General features: G+C 40.2%; 16 protein-coding genes. 9 read left to right on the top strand and 7 right to left on the bottom strand.

Going from position 1 to position 16159, the window contains the following annotated elements; translation table 11 throughout:
* Nucleotides 1-135: 135 nt before the first annotated feature.
* Together FXF70_RS02720 and FXF70_RS02725 are read left to right on the top strand one after the other, a co-directional pair.
* Entirely contained in the window at nt 136-1344 is a 1209-nt protein-coding gene (locus FXF70_RS02720) for an ammonium transporter (RefSeq protein WP_035389777.1), read from the top strand.
* Nucleotides 1345-1363: 19 nt separating this feature from the next.
* On the top strand, nt 1364-1711 hold the full coding sequence (locus tag FXF70_RS02725) for a P-II family nitrogen regulator (RefSeq protein WP_007497589.1): 348 nt from the start codon (nt 1364-1366) through the stop codon (nt 1709-1711).
* A gap of 86 nt (nt 1712-1797) precedes the next feature.
* On the opposite strand, the gene spoIIQ is transcribed toward FXF70_RS02725, so the two are convergent.
* Nucleotides 1798-2694 (bottom strand): stage II sporulation protein SpoIIQ, encoded by an 897-nt coding sequence (spoIIQ, locus tag FXF70_RS02730; RefSeq protein WP_039165313.1) that lies wholly within the window; start codon nt 2692-2694, stop codon nt 1798-1800.
* A 127-nt stretch (nt 2695-2821) separates the two neighbouring features.
* On the opposite strand from spoIIQ, the gene FXF70_RS02735 reads away from it, so the two are divergent.
* From FXF70_RS02735 to rpsN, 5 genes are all read left to right on the top strand, one after another.
* The gene (locus tag FXF70_RS02735) at nt 2822-3319 is read left to right on the top strand and encodes a GNAT family N-acetyltransferase (protein ID WP_008343345.1); all 498 of its coding nucleotides are present in this window, start codon (nt 2822-2824) and stop codon (nt 3317-3319) included.
* 228 nt (nt 3320-3547) lie between these two features.
* Nucleotides 3548-3970, top strand: coding sequence for a DUF5362 family protein (locus FXF70_RS02740; protein ID WP_007497598.1), 423 nt, complete (start codon nt 3548-3550; stop codon nt 3968-3970).
* A 140-nt stretch (nt 3971-4110) separates the two neighbouring features.
* A complete protein-coding gene (gene rpmG, locus FXF70_RS02745) occupies nt 4111-4260 on the top strand; it encodes a 50S ribosomal protein L33 (protein ID WP_003214771.1) in 150 nt (49 codons plus the stop codon).
* Nucleotides 4261-4340: 80 nt separating this feature from the next.
* The gene (locus tag FXF70_RS02750; protein WP_148779801.1) at nt 4341-5537 is read left to right on the top strand and encodes a GTP-binding protein; all 1197 of its coding nucleotides are present in this window, start codon (nt 4341-4343) and stop codon (nt 5535-5537) included.
* 16 nt (nt 5538-5553) lie between these two features.
* Nucleotides 5554-5823, top strand: coding sequence for a 30S ribosomal protein S14 (rpsN, locus tag FXF70_RS02755; protein ID WP_008343369.1), 270 nt, complete (start codon nt 5554-5556; stop codon nt 5821-5823).
* 254 nt (nt 5824-6077) lie between these two features.
* On the opposite strand, the gene moaA is transcribed toward rpsN, so the two are convergent.
* On the bottom strand, nt 6078-7085 hold the full coding sequence (gene moaA, locus FXF70_RS02760) for a GTP 3',8-cyclase MoaA (protein ID WP_017360030.1): 1008 nt from the start codon (nt 7083-7085) through the stop codon (nt 6078-6080).
* Between the two features lie 10 nt (nt 7086-7095).
* A complete protein-coding gene (gene fdhD / locus FXF70_RS02765; protein ID WP_148779802.1) occupies nt 7096-7884 on the bottom strand; it encodes a formate dehydrogenase accessory sulfurtransferase FdhD in 789 nt (262 codons plus the stop codon).
* Nucleotides 7885-8018: 134 nt separating this feature from the next.
* Here fdhD and FXF70_RS02770 point away from each other — a divergent pair, with 134 nt between their 5' ends.
* Nucleotides 8019-9284, top strand: a complete 1266-nt coding sequence (locus FXF70_RS02770) for an L-lactate MFS transporter (RefSeq protein WP_035702299.1) — start codon at nt 8019-8021, stop codon at nt 9282-9284.
* Between the two features lie 82 nt (nt 9285-9366).
* Complete coding sequence (locus FXF70_RS02775; protein ID WP_047945746.1) at nt 9367-11715, top strand: FdhF/YdeP family oxidoreductase; 2349 nt, start codon at nt 9367-9369, stop codon at nt 11713-11715.
* A 61-nt stretch (nt 11716-11776) separates the two neighbouring features.
* On the opposite strand, the gene FXF70_RS02780 is transcribed toward FXF70_RS02775, so the two are convergent.
* The 4 genes from FXF70_RS02780 to murA form a co-directional block, all read right to left on the bottom strand.
* Nucleotides 11777-12451 (bottom strand): VWA domain-containing protein, encoded by a 675-nt coding sequence (locus tag FXF70_RS02780; protein ID WP_039963096.1) that lies wholly within the window; start codon nt 12449-12451, stop codon nt 11777-11779.
* 77 nt (nt 12452-12528) lie between these two features.
* Complete coding sequence (locus FXF70_RS02785; protein ID WP_080964606.1) at nt 12529-13227, bottom strand: VWA domain-containing protein; 699 nt, start codon at nt 13225-13227, stop codon at nt 12529-12531.
* A 324-nt stretch (nt 13228-13551) separates the two neighbouring features.
* On the bottom strand, nt 13552-14574 hold the full coding sequence (gene spoIID, locus FXF70_RS02790) for a stage II sporulation protein D (protein WP_008343381.1): 1023 nt from the start codon (nt 14572-14574) through the stop codon (nt 13552-13554).
* 256 nt (nt 14575-14830) lie between these two features.
* Complete coding sequence (gene murA / locus FXF70_RS02795) at nt 14831-16138, bottom strand: UDP-N-acetylglucosamine 1-carboxyvinyltransferase (RefSeq protein ID WP_007497616.1); 1308 nt, start codon at nt 16136-16138, stop codon at nt 14831-14833.
* Nucleotides 16139-16159: the final 21 nt, after the last annotated feature.

The following is a 16159-nucleotide window of genomic DNA, read 5'->3' on the forward strand; positions in this document are numbered from 1 at the left end:
TTTCATCCATTTATATTGATAATGACCAAAAAACCATGTTAGATAAACTTACATGAATATGTTATATATGACTTTTCTCTCTATAATGAAGAATTAAGAAATCTATTAATTCTGAATGATTCGGGGGAATGCAGCATGCAAATGGGTGATACAGTATTTATGTTCTTCTGCGCACTACTCGTGTGGTTAATGACACCGGGTTTAGCCTTATTCTACGGAGGACTTGTGAGAAGTAAAAACGTGTTAAGTACGACAATGCACAGCTTAACCTCACTAGCCATTGTCTCTATCGTCTGGATCGTGTTTGGCTATTCACTGGCCTTTGCGCCAGGCAATGCATGGATCGGAGGCTTTGACTGGGTTGGACTAAAAGGCGTTGGCTTTGAACCTGGTTCATATAGTGATACGATTCCACATTCATTGTTCATGATGTTCCAAATGACCTTTGCCGTCCTCACAACAGCCATTATCTCTGGTGCCTTCGCTGAACGTATTCGTTACTCAGCGGTGGTCGTGTTTACACTCCTTTGGGTCACATTTGTATACGCTCCAGTCGCACACTGGGTATGGGGTGGCGGCTGGATTGGCGAAATGGGAGCACTTGACTTCGCCGGTGGAAACGTCGTCCACATATCATCCGGTGTGGCTGGTCTAGTCGTAGCCATTGTTCTCGGGAAGCGAAAAGAAGCGGCAAACTCTTCTCCGCATAACTTGATCTACACACTTCTTGGCGGAGCTGTGATTTGGTTTGGCTGGTTTGGGTTTAACGTAGGAAGTGCCCTCACATTAGATAGTGTCGCCATGTATGCCTTTATTAACACGAATACAGCAGCTGCTGCAGGAATCATCGGCTGGCTGTTAGTCGAATGGATGATCAACAAAAAACCAACGATGCTAGGTGCAATCTCTGGCGCCATTGCAGGCCTAGTAGCGATTACACCTGCCGCAGGTTTTGTCACACCATTCGCTTCGATCATCATCGGAATCATCGGCGGAATCGTTTGTTTCTGGGGCGTCTATTCACTCAAAGCCAAGTTCGGCTATGACGATGCACTGGATGCATTCGGTCTCCACGGAATCGGCGGTACGTGGGGAGGCATTGCTACAGGCCTTTTCGCCACTACATCTGTCAATGATGGCGGAGCCAACGGCTTATTTTACGGCGATCCAAGCTTACTTTGGAAACAAGTTGTCGCCATCGTGGCCACATACGTCTTTGTTGCAGTTGTCACATACGTGATCATCAAAGTCGTCAACATCTTCTTCAAGATCCGCGCAACTGAAGAAGAAGAATCAGTCGGTCTTGATTTAACGATGCACGGCGAAAAAGCATATCAAGATTAAAGAAAAAAGGGGTGTCTCTATGAGCAAAATGTATAAAGTGGAGATTGTCACACGTCCAGCTAATTTTGAAACATTAAAGGTGGAGCTTGGAAAGATTGGTGTCACCTCGATTACCTTTTCCAATGTGCACGGCTGCGGATTACAAAAAGGACATACGGAACTATACCGTGGCGTCAAAAAGGAAAGCAATGTGTACGAACGTTTAAAGATCGAAATCGTCTTAAGCAAAGTACCTGTTGAACAGGTCGTGGAAACGGCTCAAAAGGTACTTCGTACAGGAGAACCAGGGGATGGGAAGATTTTTATATATGAGATAGAAAATACAATCAACATTCGGACAGGTGAAGAAGGACCTGCCGCCTTATAGCATCCCCTCCGCCATATGGCGGAGGTTTTTTTAAAGACAGAAAAAAACCTCTGTGCATTTATCTACACAGAGGATCTGACATGACATTAAGATTGTTTTGTTTCTTCTGACTGACTGCGGTCTTTAGAGGAATCAGAAGACTTTTCTTGATCAGAGGATTTCCCCTTCTCATCAGACTTATCTTCAGACTTTTCTTCAGCCGGCTCTTTTGCCTTATCGTCAGCAGCAGGTTCCTTCGTTTTTTCATCAACTTTTGGCTGAGCAGGTTCTTTTGCTTCTTCCGTCACTTCTTGCGCTGCTTTTTCAATGGAAGAAACAGGCTTATCAATGAAGCTAAGTGGATTAAGCGCTAAACCTTCCATACGAATTTCAAAGTGAACATGGTTGCCGCTTTCAGCACCATATAGATTCTTACCAGAAGCACCGATGACATCATTCTGCTTTACTTCATCGCCTTCTTTTACACTCACTTGAGACAACGATTGATAAACAGTAGACAATCCATCTTCATGTTCAATTTCAACAACGTGACCGAGAACTGGATCTTTTTTCGCCTGAACGACTGTTCCACTAAGAGCAGCTGTGACATCAAACACTTTGCCATCTTTATCTGCAAGATCAATACCTTTGCTTAAGGTATAGGTGTTATTATAGTTTACAAGTGCTGCTTCTTTTTCTTTTTGATCAGCATCTGCTTCATAGAACTTTTTCACGACAGAAACATTCTCAGAATTCTGGACCGGCATAGCGACATTTTCAATTGGCTTTCCAACTTCAACGGCATCATCACGTTGTTCTTGTCCTGTTTGATTTCCATCAGATAGTTGGTCTTTCACATCTTTCGATACAGCTTGATACCAAAGAACGGCTGTTAACACGACCGCTGCGCTGACCAAGTAAATAGCAGGGAATACCCAGCGCTTACGGAAAAATTGCTGAACTTTTGTGATTTTGGAAGTACGTTTCTTTTCTTCCTCTCTCATTTTTCATCACCTCAGCAACATTCTGAACACTTTTCAAAAAATATATACACACGAAATCATTTTTCTTTTTATTTTGCGCAATCGCATCAATAATATGTATGATGAATGAAAAAAGATGGGGGTACATATGGTGAAAACTTTCAACCGCATGGCAACAGAAGATGACCTCAAAGAGATCGTCGATATCTACAATTCTACGATTGCTTCAAGAGAAGTAACGGCCGATACAGAACCTGTTACAGTAGAAGACCGCCGTCAGTGGTTTTTGAATCATTCAGAGAAACGTCCTCTCTATGTGAAAACAGATGAGGAAGGAAATATCTACGGCTGGCTCAGTTTTGAAACGTTTTACGGCAGACCTGCATACAACGGTACTGTTGAAATGAGTATTTATTTGAACCAAAACTATCGAGGAAAAGGTTTAGGGTCATTGTTCTTACAAGAGGCGCTTGAATTGGCACCCTCATTAGGCATCCGAACGTTACTTGCCTTTATTTTCGGCCACAACGAAGCCAGCATCAAATTATTTAAGAAGCACGGCTTTGAGACTTGGGGACATTTGCCACGCATCGCGGAAATGGACGGCAATCGGTACGACTTAGATATTTTAGGAAAAGAATTATGAACGGAGCGTCTCTTGAAGAAAGAGACGCTTTAGATTGTTGACAAAGGGCTAAATTGAACTTTAATTTAGTCCTTTGTCTTCTTTTCAGATTGATAGTTCGAAAATCATTTAATTATCATAAAAAGTAAATAAATGATGAAAAAAAATCAATTGATCAACATTCACTCTTCCTAAAGTACTACATGCTCCAGTATGATAAAGAATGAGTACATAAAGGAGTGAACACAATTGCAACAAACTGAGAAAATCATTCAATCTCTTCATTCAATAACAAAGTGGGGAAAGGTTGGGAGCATCTTTCTTTATATTTCAGGTGGTCTATCCATCCTCAGTGGGTTTTGGCTTGTTCTTCCTGCTGCCATTGGCGTTTTTCTGATTATGATGGGAATTCATGTCCAAAAATCCGTGAAAGCAGCTGAACAATTGATTCAAGCGCCTGATACTTCTTACGAAGAATTATTGGAACAATATGCTAAGATGATGAAAATGCAGACACTTTTTGCCATTTCAAGTATTGCCGCAGTTATTCTCTCATTCATCGCTATCGTTTTGATGTTTATACTAGGCGGGCTAGCCTTTCTCCAAGAGCTTCCTACCGATGTCCAACAGTACGAAGATTATTACGAAGAAGAACTTGGTGACTTTTATTAATGAAAAGGGGTATCAATGAAATACGATACCCCTTTTTTATTTGAGTTGGCATAGACTTGATACTAAACTTGACAATCAGCCTTTATCATTTTAAAATACAAATCGTAATCATTACGAAATGAAGGAGGATTATAGCAATTATGCGTGTGAAAATCACCTTAGCCTGTACTGAAACAGGTGACAGAAACTATATCACTACAAAAAATAAACGAACGAACCCAGACCGATTGGAGTTAAAAAAATATTCTCCACGATTAAAGAAATACACCCTTCATCGGGAAACAAAATAATTTTTAAGATTTAAATCGTAATCATTACTATATAAGTGAGGATGCATACAAAATGAGCATGTTCAAAAGGACTAAAACAAATGGATAAAAGAATACCTGTCACAGTTTTAAGCGGCTTTTTAGGAGCTGGAAAAACCACGATATTAAATCATGTTCTTCAGAATCGTAAAGGGCTAAAAGTAGCTGTTATTGTCAATGACATGAGTGAAATAAACATTGATGCGGAATTAGTTAAGCAAGGCGGCGAACTCTCTCGATCAGATGAGAAACTGGTTGAACTATCTAATGGTTGTATTTGTTGCACATTGAGAGAAGATTTATTAATTGAAGTAGAACGCCTTTGTAAGGCTGGGAATATCGATTATATTGTCATTGAATCTACAGGTATTAGTGAACCAATTCCTGTCGCTCAAACTTTCTCTTACATTGATGAAGAAATGGGCATAGATTTGACACGTTTTTGCAGATTAGACACGATGGTAACGGTGGTAGATGCAAACCGTTTCTGGACAGATTTCCAGTCAGGAGAAAGTTTATTGGATCGTAAAGAAGCAGTTTCAGATGATGATGAACGAGAGATTTCCGATTTACTTATTGATCAAATTGAATTTTGTAATGTACTCATTATCAATAAATGTGATCTTGTATCAGCATCAGAACTAGATCGGCTTGAGCACGTATTAACTAAACTTCAACCAGAAGCAACTATTATTAGAACCTCTAAAGGTAACGTACAGCCTAGTGATATTTTGAATACTGGTTTATTCGATTTTGAAAAATCTAGTGCTTCTGCGGGCTGGATCAAAGAAATCAATGCTGGACACTCTCAGCATACGCCTGAAACAGAAGAATACCAAATCTCATCTTTTGTTTATGAAAGAAGGCTTCCTTTTCATACTGGCAGACTGAATGCATGGTTAGATCAAATGCCAGAGCAAATCGTTCGAGCGAAAGGATTTACATGGCTAGCGACACATCATGATTTAACCATTTTAATTTCACAAGCCGGAAAATCTGTGGCAATTGAACCAATCGCATACTGGATTGCTGCCTTGCCTGAGCAAGAACGATCACGGATCTTAAATCAGGAACCAGACATTCTAGATGAGTGGGATGCAGAGTTTGGTGATCGACATACAAAACTTGTCTTTATCGGTGTAGATTTACCAAAAGCAGATATTATTCGTACACTAGATCAATGCTTACTTACACCTGAAGAATTTGTTCAAGATTGGACAACGTTTGAAGACCCCTTTCAATGGAACATACACACTTAAACCAGGAGGGTTTTAAATGGCAAAGAAATCAAAAATAGCAAAAGAAAAAAAGCGGCAGCAGCTCGTTTTGAAATATGCACAATTAAGGAAAGAGCTAAAAGAAAAAGGTGACTATGAAGCTTTGCAGAAACTACCTAGAGACTCTTCACCCACTCGCTTAAAAAACCGCTGTGAATTAACTGGCCGTCCTAGAGGTTACTTGAGAAAATTTAAAATGTCTCGAATTGCTTTTCGTGAGCTTGCCTATAAAGGACAGATTCCAGGAGTGAAAAAATCGAGTTGGTAAATATTGATTTGATCTTAGCATAGTTCCTGTCAATGTAAAGTAGGACAAAATGAATAAAAATCTTTTTTTCATCCTTACTCCGTCAATTTTGAGGTACAAAATAGCATTTTAAAAAAACAGCAGAATCTCTGCTGTTTTTTTATGGGGATGAGCTTATAGGAAAAATTGTCCTGATGTTAAAAGAAGATTTTCAACAGTGATTATAGCATTTTCTCTTCTTTTCAAAAATCGATGATCATGATACTTTGTTGTCATTACCCGCCGATGTAGGACATCTCAACTTTTTTCTGATCTTTCTTTTGCTCTCTCTCAGCTGAATATTGATCCTGTCTGTTTGACCAAAGTTCCTTCAATATGTTCACTAGATATTCATCATTTTCTGAATTACGGATGAATCGTCTCAGATCAAAGCCCGATGATGCAAAAAGACAGGTGAATAATTCGCCACGTGCAGATAGTCTAGCTCTATTACACGATCCACAAAAAGCATCTGAAACGGAAGAAATAATGCCAATCTCTCCTGACCCATCCTCATAAAAATAACGCTTGGCTACTTCACCTTGATATCGAGGGGGTTCTGGTTTGATAGGGTATTTTGAATGAATTAGCTCCATAATCTCTTTTTTCGTCAATACATGCTTGAGATTCCATTTGTTCGTATTGCCAACATCCATGAATTCAATAAATCGTAGAATGTGTCCTTCTTTTTTAAAATAGGCTGCCATTGGTAAGATATCTTGATCATTCACACCTTTTTGGACAACCATATTGATCTTAATAGCAAGTCCAGCTTTTTTTGCAGCCTCTATCCCATCAAATACTTTTTGGATAGAAATGTGTCTTCCATTCATCTGCTTAAAACGATCTGGATTTAAAGAATCTAAACTAATGGTGACTCTATTCAGACCTGCTTTCTTTAGCTTATCTGCGTACAAAGGTAACAGCGTTCCATTGGTTGTCATCGCGATGTCTTCAATACCTGGAATTTTTGCGAGTTTTTCTATCAAAACGGGCAAATCTTTACGCATTAAAGGTTCACCACCCGTAATACGTAATTTCACCACACCTAATTCCTTTGCAAAAAGCGCAGCAAGTCGTTCAATTTCCTCGAAGCTAAGCAGCTCTTCTTTATCTAAAAAAGGATAATCTGGTCCAAAGATTTCAGCAGGCATACAGTACGTACATCTAAAATTACAGCGATCTGTTACGGATATTCTTAAATCGCGCAATGGTCGATGTCTTTTATCCAAAATACTGACCATACTTAGCCTCCTATTCTGTAATACGCTGATGATGAGTATAGATATTAAAAGATTCTCCTCTTACGAATCCAACTGTTGTTATATTTAATTCTTCTGCCATTTTAAGTGCTAACTCAGTAGGAGCTGATTTTGATATGACGATTGATACCCCTAATTTTGCTGCCTTCAACAGAACTTCAGACGATATCCGGCCGCTAAATACAAGGATTTTATCTCTCAGTGGGATTTTATGAAGTAAACAATATCCATAGATTTTATCCAACGCATTATGCCGTCCTATATCCGTCCTAGTGATGAATAGCTTTTCTGTATCACACAGTCCAGCATTATGGACACCACCAGTATGTTGAAATAACTGACTTTCCTCCTGTAAACATTTCATTAAATGAATACAAGTTTCAGCAGAAATACTGATTTGGTCAATGGCTGTTTTTGCCGTCTTCACATCTTGGAGAAAATAAAAATGTCTTCCTTTCCCACAGCAAGATCCGATCACTCGTTTTGTAAAATCTGAGGATTGGAACTGAGTTGAGTGATGTAAGTCAACATATGCAAAACCCATACTTTCATCTATTGTAAACCTTTTAATCTCTTTTTCAAATCGAATGACTCCTTCTGAAGCTAAAAAACCGATCACCAATTCTTTCAAATGATCCGGTGAACAAACGAGTGTGACAAACTCTTCACCATTCACCAGCACGGTTAAAGGGAATTCTTCTACAACTTCATCTGTTTTACATGTCATTTGACCACTGCGATATTGGTGTATGCGTCGTTTCGTTTTAACAGAAGGATTCATGATCTGATCTTCCTTTCAACACAAATTTAGTTATATGAACCAGACGAATTGTGATATTATTTTAAAAAGTCATAAAAATGTAACATATTTCTATCTTATCAAACTTTTTGTTTGCTTTATATGGAGGGAACACAATGAACAAAACAAAAAACCGTTGGCTTATCGCTACAAGTGCTGTGGGGATTCATTTATCTATCGGATCTGTTTATGCATGGAGTGTTTTTACGAATCCTTTACATCAAACCTTTCAATGGTCATTAACAGAAATAAGCCTGACATTTAGCATCGCTATTTTATTTTTAGGTTTATCGGCTGCCTTTATGGGGCATTTCGTTGAAAAGTATGGGCCGAGGGCATCAGGGCTCTTCTCAGCTATTTTCTTCGGCATTGGGATGACTGGATCAGGGTTCGCTGTCCACATGTCTTCATTACCTCTCCTCTATTTATTTTATGGTGTACTCGCTGGAATCGGATTAGGTGTAGGCTATATTGCTCCAGTATCCACATTAGTCAAATGGTTTCCAGATCGAAGAGGACTCGCAACGGGTTTAGCCATTATGGGTTTTGGGTTTGCTTCTCTGATTTGCAGTCCCATTATTCAATTTCTCATTGAAAAAGTTGATATTGCAAACACCTTCTATATTCTCGGAATCTCTTATTTTATCATCATGGTCGTTTCATCTCTTTATTTATCACCACCAACACCTGATGATGTCAAACAATTTAACGTGCTAAAAACAAGCCAAAGGAAAATTCCTCAAGATTTATCACAGCTCACCGCAAATGAAGCCATTAAAACACGGCGCTTTTATTATTTGTGGATCATGCTCTTTATCAATATCACATGCGGAATTGCTATTATTTCTGTAGCATCACCACTTGCTCAAGAAAGCGTTGGTTTCACGGCCGGTGCAGCAGCTACTCTTGTTGGAATTTTAGGTGCTTTTAATGGGCTAGGACGGATCGGATGGGCATCTTTCTCTGATTATATCGGAAGGCCGAATACGTATACGATTTTCTTTACTATACAGCTCATTGCTTTTCCCTTACTTCCTTACTTAAAAGAACCGCTCATCTTTTCAATCGTGATGGCGATCATTTATACGTGCTACGGAGGAGGGTTTGCTTCAATTCCAGCCTATATCGGAGATTTATTTGGTACGAAGCAGCTAGGTGCCATACACGGTTATATTCTCACCGCTTGGGCCGCTGCTGGTTTAGCAGGACCTTTATTTTCCTCCTTTATTCGTGACATTACAGGCAATTACACACAAAGTCTCATGGTCTTCTCTGGCCTATTTTTCATTGCGTTTATCATATCTCTTCTCATTCGGAAGGATATTAAACAACTTCGTGAATCAAATCTTACTGCTCCTTCTTCTGTCACGGTCCGCTCTTAATATGAATTTGACAGAATGACAATCTACAGGTAATTTTTAGATATGAAAACGCTTTACAAAATGATAGGAGGGTGACGATATCATGGGAAAAACAAAACACAAGGGGCCTATTAAACTCAACAAAAAACCCTCACCAAAGCTATGGGCCTCTTTTGCTCCTATGGGGCTCGGAAAAGTAAAACCGAAACACATTCGAGACACGATGAAAGTGGCATGGGAGAACAAAGATAATCTCCCCTATGCGTACCGTATATTGACTCAGGGCGTTTGTGACGGCTGTGCTCTTGGTGTATCAGGTTTATACGATCAAACACTAGCAGGACCCCATATATGCACTACAAGACTGAATGTGCTACGGCTTAACACAATGCCAGCTATTGATCCAAAATGGTTCGAAGATATTGAGCGGCTCAAACAAATGGATAGCACGTCTCTTCGAAAACTTGGGCGTATTCCTTATCCCCTGATTCGAAAAAAAGGTGAGAATGCTTTTACACGCATTTCTTGGGATAGTGCATTAGATCAAATCGCCGCTAAAATCAAATCCATTGATAAACGTCAGCTTGCTTTCTATTTAACGGCTAGAGGGATTACAAATGAAGTGTACTATACTGCGGCGAAAGCTGCGCGATTTATTGGAACAAATCATATCGATAATGCTTCTCGTATTTGCCATTCACCAAGCAAAACCGCTCTTAAACGCTCCCTTGGTATAGGTGCATCCAGCTGTAATTACAGTGATTGGATTGGAACAGATGTATTGATATTTTGGGGCTCTGTTGCAGCAAACAACCAGCCGGTTTCGACTAAATATATGTACGCCGCTAAAAAGAAAGGAACCAAGATCATTGTCATCAATCCATATAAAGAACCTGCAATGGAAAAATATTGGGTCCCTTCTATTCCAGAAAGTGCTTTATTCGGCACAAAAATAGCGGATGATTTTTATCAAGTCAATATAGGCGGCGATATTGCGTTTATGAATGGTGTCATCAAACATTGGTTTGATATGGAGGAGCAAGCGCCCCATTCCGCTCTTGATCATGAATTTATCCAAGCACATACAACCGGCATAAAAGATGTAAAGCAGCATGTCACTCAGTTAAAATGGTCGGATCTCGAAGCATCGTCAGGCTTATCTAAAGAAAGAATGAAGGAATTCGCTGTACTGCTTGCCAATGCCAATTCAGGGGTGTTTATTTGGAGTATGGGTCTCACTCAGCATCGCTTTGCAACTGATAATATATCACAAGTCGCAAACCTTGCCATGTTACGCGGATTTATTGGCAGAAAACATTGTGGCGTTATGCCTATTCGTGGCCATAGCGGTGTCCAAGGTTCAGGCGAAATGGGTGCCGATCCATTCGTATTGCCCGGCAGTGATTTTGATGAAGAGAATATTAAAAGAATCGAGAAGATATGGGGATTTGATATTCCAAAATGGCATGGTGACACGATTGGGCAATCATTTGAAAAAATGGCTCTTCCAAAAGAACACCCGCAAAAGCTGAAGATGCTGTTTACTAGCGGTGGAAACTTTTTAGAAACGATGCCAAATCCTGAAGCGATTGAAAAAGCACTATCCGAACTTGAACTCCGTGTCCATCAAGATATTATTTTGAACACCTCTACACTGGTAGAAGCAGAAGAGACTGTGATTGTTCTGCCTGCAATGACAAGATATGAACAGCCAGGCGGCGGTACATCAACCAGTACGGAACGCATGGTGTATTTCAGTCCGGAAATTGAAGGACCTCGCATTGAAGAAGCCAGAGCTGAATGGGACATTTATATTGACCTAGCAAAAAGAGTTCGCCCAGAAGACGCGAAGCTGATTCATTTTGACCATGCTGAAGACATTCGTCGTGAGATTGCCATCGCAAATCGGAACTATGATGGGATCCAGCATTTGCGTCATAAAGGGGATGTCTTTCAATGGGGTGGCGCATGGCTTTGCGAAGATGGGGTGTGTCCAACACCGGATGGAAAAGGACACCTGCTCCCAGCACAGCTGCCTCAATACCGAAAAACTGAGGGGCATTTCAATATCACGACAAGACGAGGCAAGCAATTCAACTCTATGATTTACAGTGAAAAGGATGCCTTTAATGGTGGAAAGCGGCATTCTATCTTGATGAATGAAGAAGATGCGAAAGAGCTTTACGTCCAAGAAGGCGATCCCGTTGTCCTTTTTAATCAATATGGATCCTACCAAGGAGTTGCTCAATTCGGAGAGCTGAAACGTGGAAATATCGCAGTTTATTGGCCTGAAGGAAACGTGTTAATACCAAAAGGAGTTTACGAAAGCTATTCCCAGATTCCAGAATACAATACCACCGCAATATTAGAAAAAGCCGAAACCTTTCATGCAAGAAAAGATCAGCACTACGTGGAGAAACGGATTGATGAATTGGAAACGACTTTAAATTGATCCTTATTGATCCTTAATGAAAAAACAGCTGGGGGTTTCTCCCCAGCTGTCTATTCACATCCTATTGACCAAAAGAGTTCGCTTCTTTTTGAAGAATATGATTCAATTCTTCTGCATTTGCTGCTGGTTGATATTGTCCACCACCAGCTTTGGCAACAGATTTTAGACTTTTTGCTTCTTTTTCATTTACATCGAAGCCAATGATATTGACGATTGTGTCAATACCTTCTTCATGTAATTGCTTTGCTGCTTGTGATGGGCTTCCGCCACATGTTTCCTCACCATCGCTGACAACATATACAATATTTTTTCCTTTAGCTTGGTGATCTTCAAAATCTTGTTTCGTATCAGTTAATGCTTTGGCAAGTGGTGTCCACCCTGTTGGACCATACACATTTAGCGCTTGTTGAAAGGCTGCTTGCTCATATGTTCCAAATCCATAAACTGCTTCGGAACTTGCACAAGAAACGGCTTTTCCTGCATTTTTATTCGTTCCTTCATGACCAAAAACACGAAGCAAGACTTGTGTATCTTCTGATAAAATACTTGCGAAACTTTGGATCGAGCGTTTTGCGATATCGATTTTCTTTTCGCCTTCAACCGATTGTGCCATGCTTCCGCTTAAATCAAGTAAAATCACCACATGAGCAGGCTCCTTTTTCGTTACAGCATGAGCTGGTGAAGAAAGAAGCAGAACAAGACTCGCTAAAATGGTTAATATAATATTTCTTTTCATTAAAAAATCTCCCTTTTTTTCATTTGTACAGAAAAAGAGAAACGAAAGCATCAATCGTTTCCCTTTTCTTCAGCAAGTTATTCGTGTAGTTTTAATGATTCTGCTGTAAGGATAGAACCCATTTCTTTCCCTGTGCTTGCTTGGTAGTAATGACCTTTACCAGCTTTAGCTACTTGCTTCAATTGACCTTCATAGCCATCGTTAAAGTCTAATCCAATCACATTGACTACAGTAGATCCTTTTGAGTTATGAAGCTCTTTCGCTACTTTCACTGGATCTCCACCACAAGTTTCTTCACCATCAGTAATTAAGTACACAATGTGTTTTGTTCCCTTATGAAGCTGCTTATCCGCTTGCTTTGCACTTTCAAGAGCACGTGCAATCGGTGTCCAGCCATTTGGTCCAAGACCGTTTAGAGAGTTTTCGAAACTATCCTTTTCATAAGGCTGAACGCCATAAACGCCTCTAATGACTTCACATGATTGAGTTTTACCTGAGTTTTTGTTGTTTCCTTCAGATCCAAACAAGCTCATACGGATTTTAGCATCTTTCGGAAGAGACTGAGCAAATTTAAATACCTCTTGTTTTGCTAAATCGAATTTGCGCTCTCCATCCACTTTTCTTGCCATACTTCCACTTGCATCAAGTAAGATCGTCACTCTTACATCTTTCTTATGTTTTTTGGCTGATGCTGCTTCTGCAAATACTGGTGAAGAGATTGACATTGATAATGTCAATACAGCTAAGGTTACGAGTGTAAATACTTTTTTCAACATGCTTTTCCTTCCTCCTTATGTATTCGATTGAAACATCTTAATCGTAAAATATTCTGTCTTGGAATGGTATAGGACTCGATCCCTTTTTCTCTTTCATCAAAATCACTAAAATTCTGTCAGATGTCTAGATATATTCACCTAACGACTCTTTTGTCACCCTCGTTTTCTCATTCTTTCGAGGGGCTTTGTATCGGCCATCGGTTCTTGTCGGGATGTAAATGTTTAAGATTTCCTGAGGTGCGCCTTAAGTCGCAATTTGTCACATTCTGTTCAAACCTCTTCACACATAAAAAAAGATGCCCCCATTTTGAGGCACCTTTGCTTTTATTTCTTAGCCATATATGTGTTCAGAAAGCGATCAGCTGATTCAATTTTTATCCCTTGATAATAATGTTTCACGATCGCCTCTACTTTTTTGCCTGACTGTGCCATATAATGTGCACCATACTGACTCATGCCCACACCATGGCCATACCCTTTTGTCGTAATCACGATTTGCTGACCCTTTCGTTCCCATGTAAAGTCTGCAGAGTGCAATCCTAGTGATTCGCGAATGTCTCTGCCCGACAATGTTTTTCCGTTAATGACGGCTTTGGCTACTTGATTGCCTGGTGTTCGTTCTACAATTTCTCCCACCTGCTGCTGGCCAAGGGTCACACCCAGTTTTTGCTGAAATTCGCTCACTGTGATGGTTTTCTTGTTTTGGAATTTGGGTGATTTTTCGTCCCATTTGCTTGAGACGCTTTTCAAATAAGGGATTTCATTTTTCCAATAAGCTTCTGCATTTTCGGTTTTCCCATTACTTGTTGAAAAGAAGGAAGCATCAATTGGTTTTTCGTCATACGTCAGTACTTTCCCTTGTGTACTGGCGACCGCTTCTGTGACCTTTTTTAATTTCCAATTGTACGCTTTTCCCCAAATTTTCTTCAGTTCCTGTTTATTTTTGTACACTTGGAACATTTGAGTGTCATCTACAAGAGAACCCTGTGGAGATTTGACCGTTTTATCAATGATCATTTGTCTGACGATATACGTTCTAGCGGCGAGTGCCTGTGCCTTGAGCGCCTCTATTTCAAAATCGGCTGGCATTTCAGAAGCGACGACACCGATCACATACTCTTCTAAGGGGATGTTTTCTACCTGCTGATGCGCTGAACGGTAGACGGGAATGGAGACGGGTGATTGTTTCAATTTGACTGAACCTTTCACTTCTTTTTTAACTGATGGTTCTGCTGCTACGTGTTGGCTGGCTGCTGGTTTTCCTTGGAACGTCGGCAACACGAGTAAGGTTGGAATCATTAAAATGATGATGCAAATTCCTGCGATTGTCCATATCATTGGTTTCATATTGGCTGCCCCCATTTGTCATTGAATCTCTTTTATCCTATGGGCAAGGACAAGCTAATATGACAGCTTCTTTCATTCATTGGACAAGTCTTTTGCTGATATGTTTGTGCTCTTCATCATTTGATTTACTGTTCATCTTTATGAATAAAATTTAAAACGATTGGATACACTAATGATAAGCTTTTGAAAATGCAACCAGTCTATGATTCTAAAAAAAATCAGCATGCCCAAATGGACACACTGATTTCTTTTATGATTATGCGTTTAGATCTGATACAACTTGTTCTTGTGTCACATCTGCTGATTCATCATTTACTCTTTCAATGTCTGCACCGATTGCTGCTAGTTTTTGGTGGAAGTTCACATATCCACGGTCAATATGCTTCAATTCAGTGACACGTGTATGACCTTCTGCCACTAATCCAGCAAGTACAAGTGCTGCTCCTGCTCTTAAATCAGTCGCTGCCACTTCAGCACCTTGAAGTTGAACAGGTCCATTGATTATCACAGAGCGACCCTCAATTTTAATATCGCCATTCATGCGGCGGAATTCTTCAGCATGCATAAAACGATTTTCAAACACAGTTTCTGTGATCATGCTTGTTCCGTTCGCACGAAGCAATAGCGCCATCATCTGAGATTGCATATCCGTCGGGAAACCAGGATGCGGCATTGTTTTTAGATCGATTGGCTTGAGCTCAGATGGTCCAATGACTCTTAAACCTTCTTCTTCTTCAATGATCTGAATACCCATTTCTTCCATTTTCGCCACAAGTGAAGTCATGTGCTCAGGCACAGCGCCTTTTACAAGAACATTCCCTTCAGTAATGGCTGCTGCCACCATAAACGTACCAGCTTCAATTCGGTCAGGGATGATGTTGTGTTTTGCACCGTGAAGTGTTTCTACACCTTCGATTTTGATTGTACCAGTTCCAGCACCGCGAACCTTACCGCCCATGGCATTGATGTAGTTTGCCAAATCAACAATTTCAGGTTCTTTTGCTACGTTTTCTAAAATCGTCGTTCCTTCAGCCAATGCTGCTGCCATGATGATGTTTTCAGTTGCCCCTACACTTGGGAAATCCAAATAGATTTTTGCACCTTTTAAACGGCCATTTACTTCAGCCTCGATGAAACCATTACCTACTTGAATTTTAGCTCCCATTGCTTCAAAGCCTTTTAAATGCTGATCAATTGGTCTTGAACCAATCGCACAACCACCAGGTAATGCAACTCTTGCATGACCTGTTCTAGCTAAAAGTGGTCCCATGACGAGCACAGATGCTCTCATTTTACGGACGTACTCAAACGGAGCCTCAGTTTCTAGTGCATGAGATGCATCTACTGATACTTCGTTATTTTCAAAATGTACTTCTGCTCCTAAATGACGTAACACTTCATTGATTGTATATACATCGGAGAGCGTAGGTACATCACAAATTACGCTTTTTTCTGTACTTGCTAACAAAGATGCAGCGATAACTGGTAAAACGGCATTTTTTGCGCCTTCTACTTTAACTGTGCCGTTTAACTTTTGACCGCCGCGGACGATGATTTTTTCCAAGGTCTTCCCCTCCGCGTCCCA

Origin of the sequence: Bacillus sp. Y3 (genome assembly GCF_008123875.1) — a bacterium.
Classification (GTDB): domain Bacteria; phylum Bacillota; class Bacilli; order Bacillales; family Bacillaceae; genus Bacillus; species Bacillus altitudinis.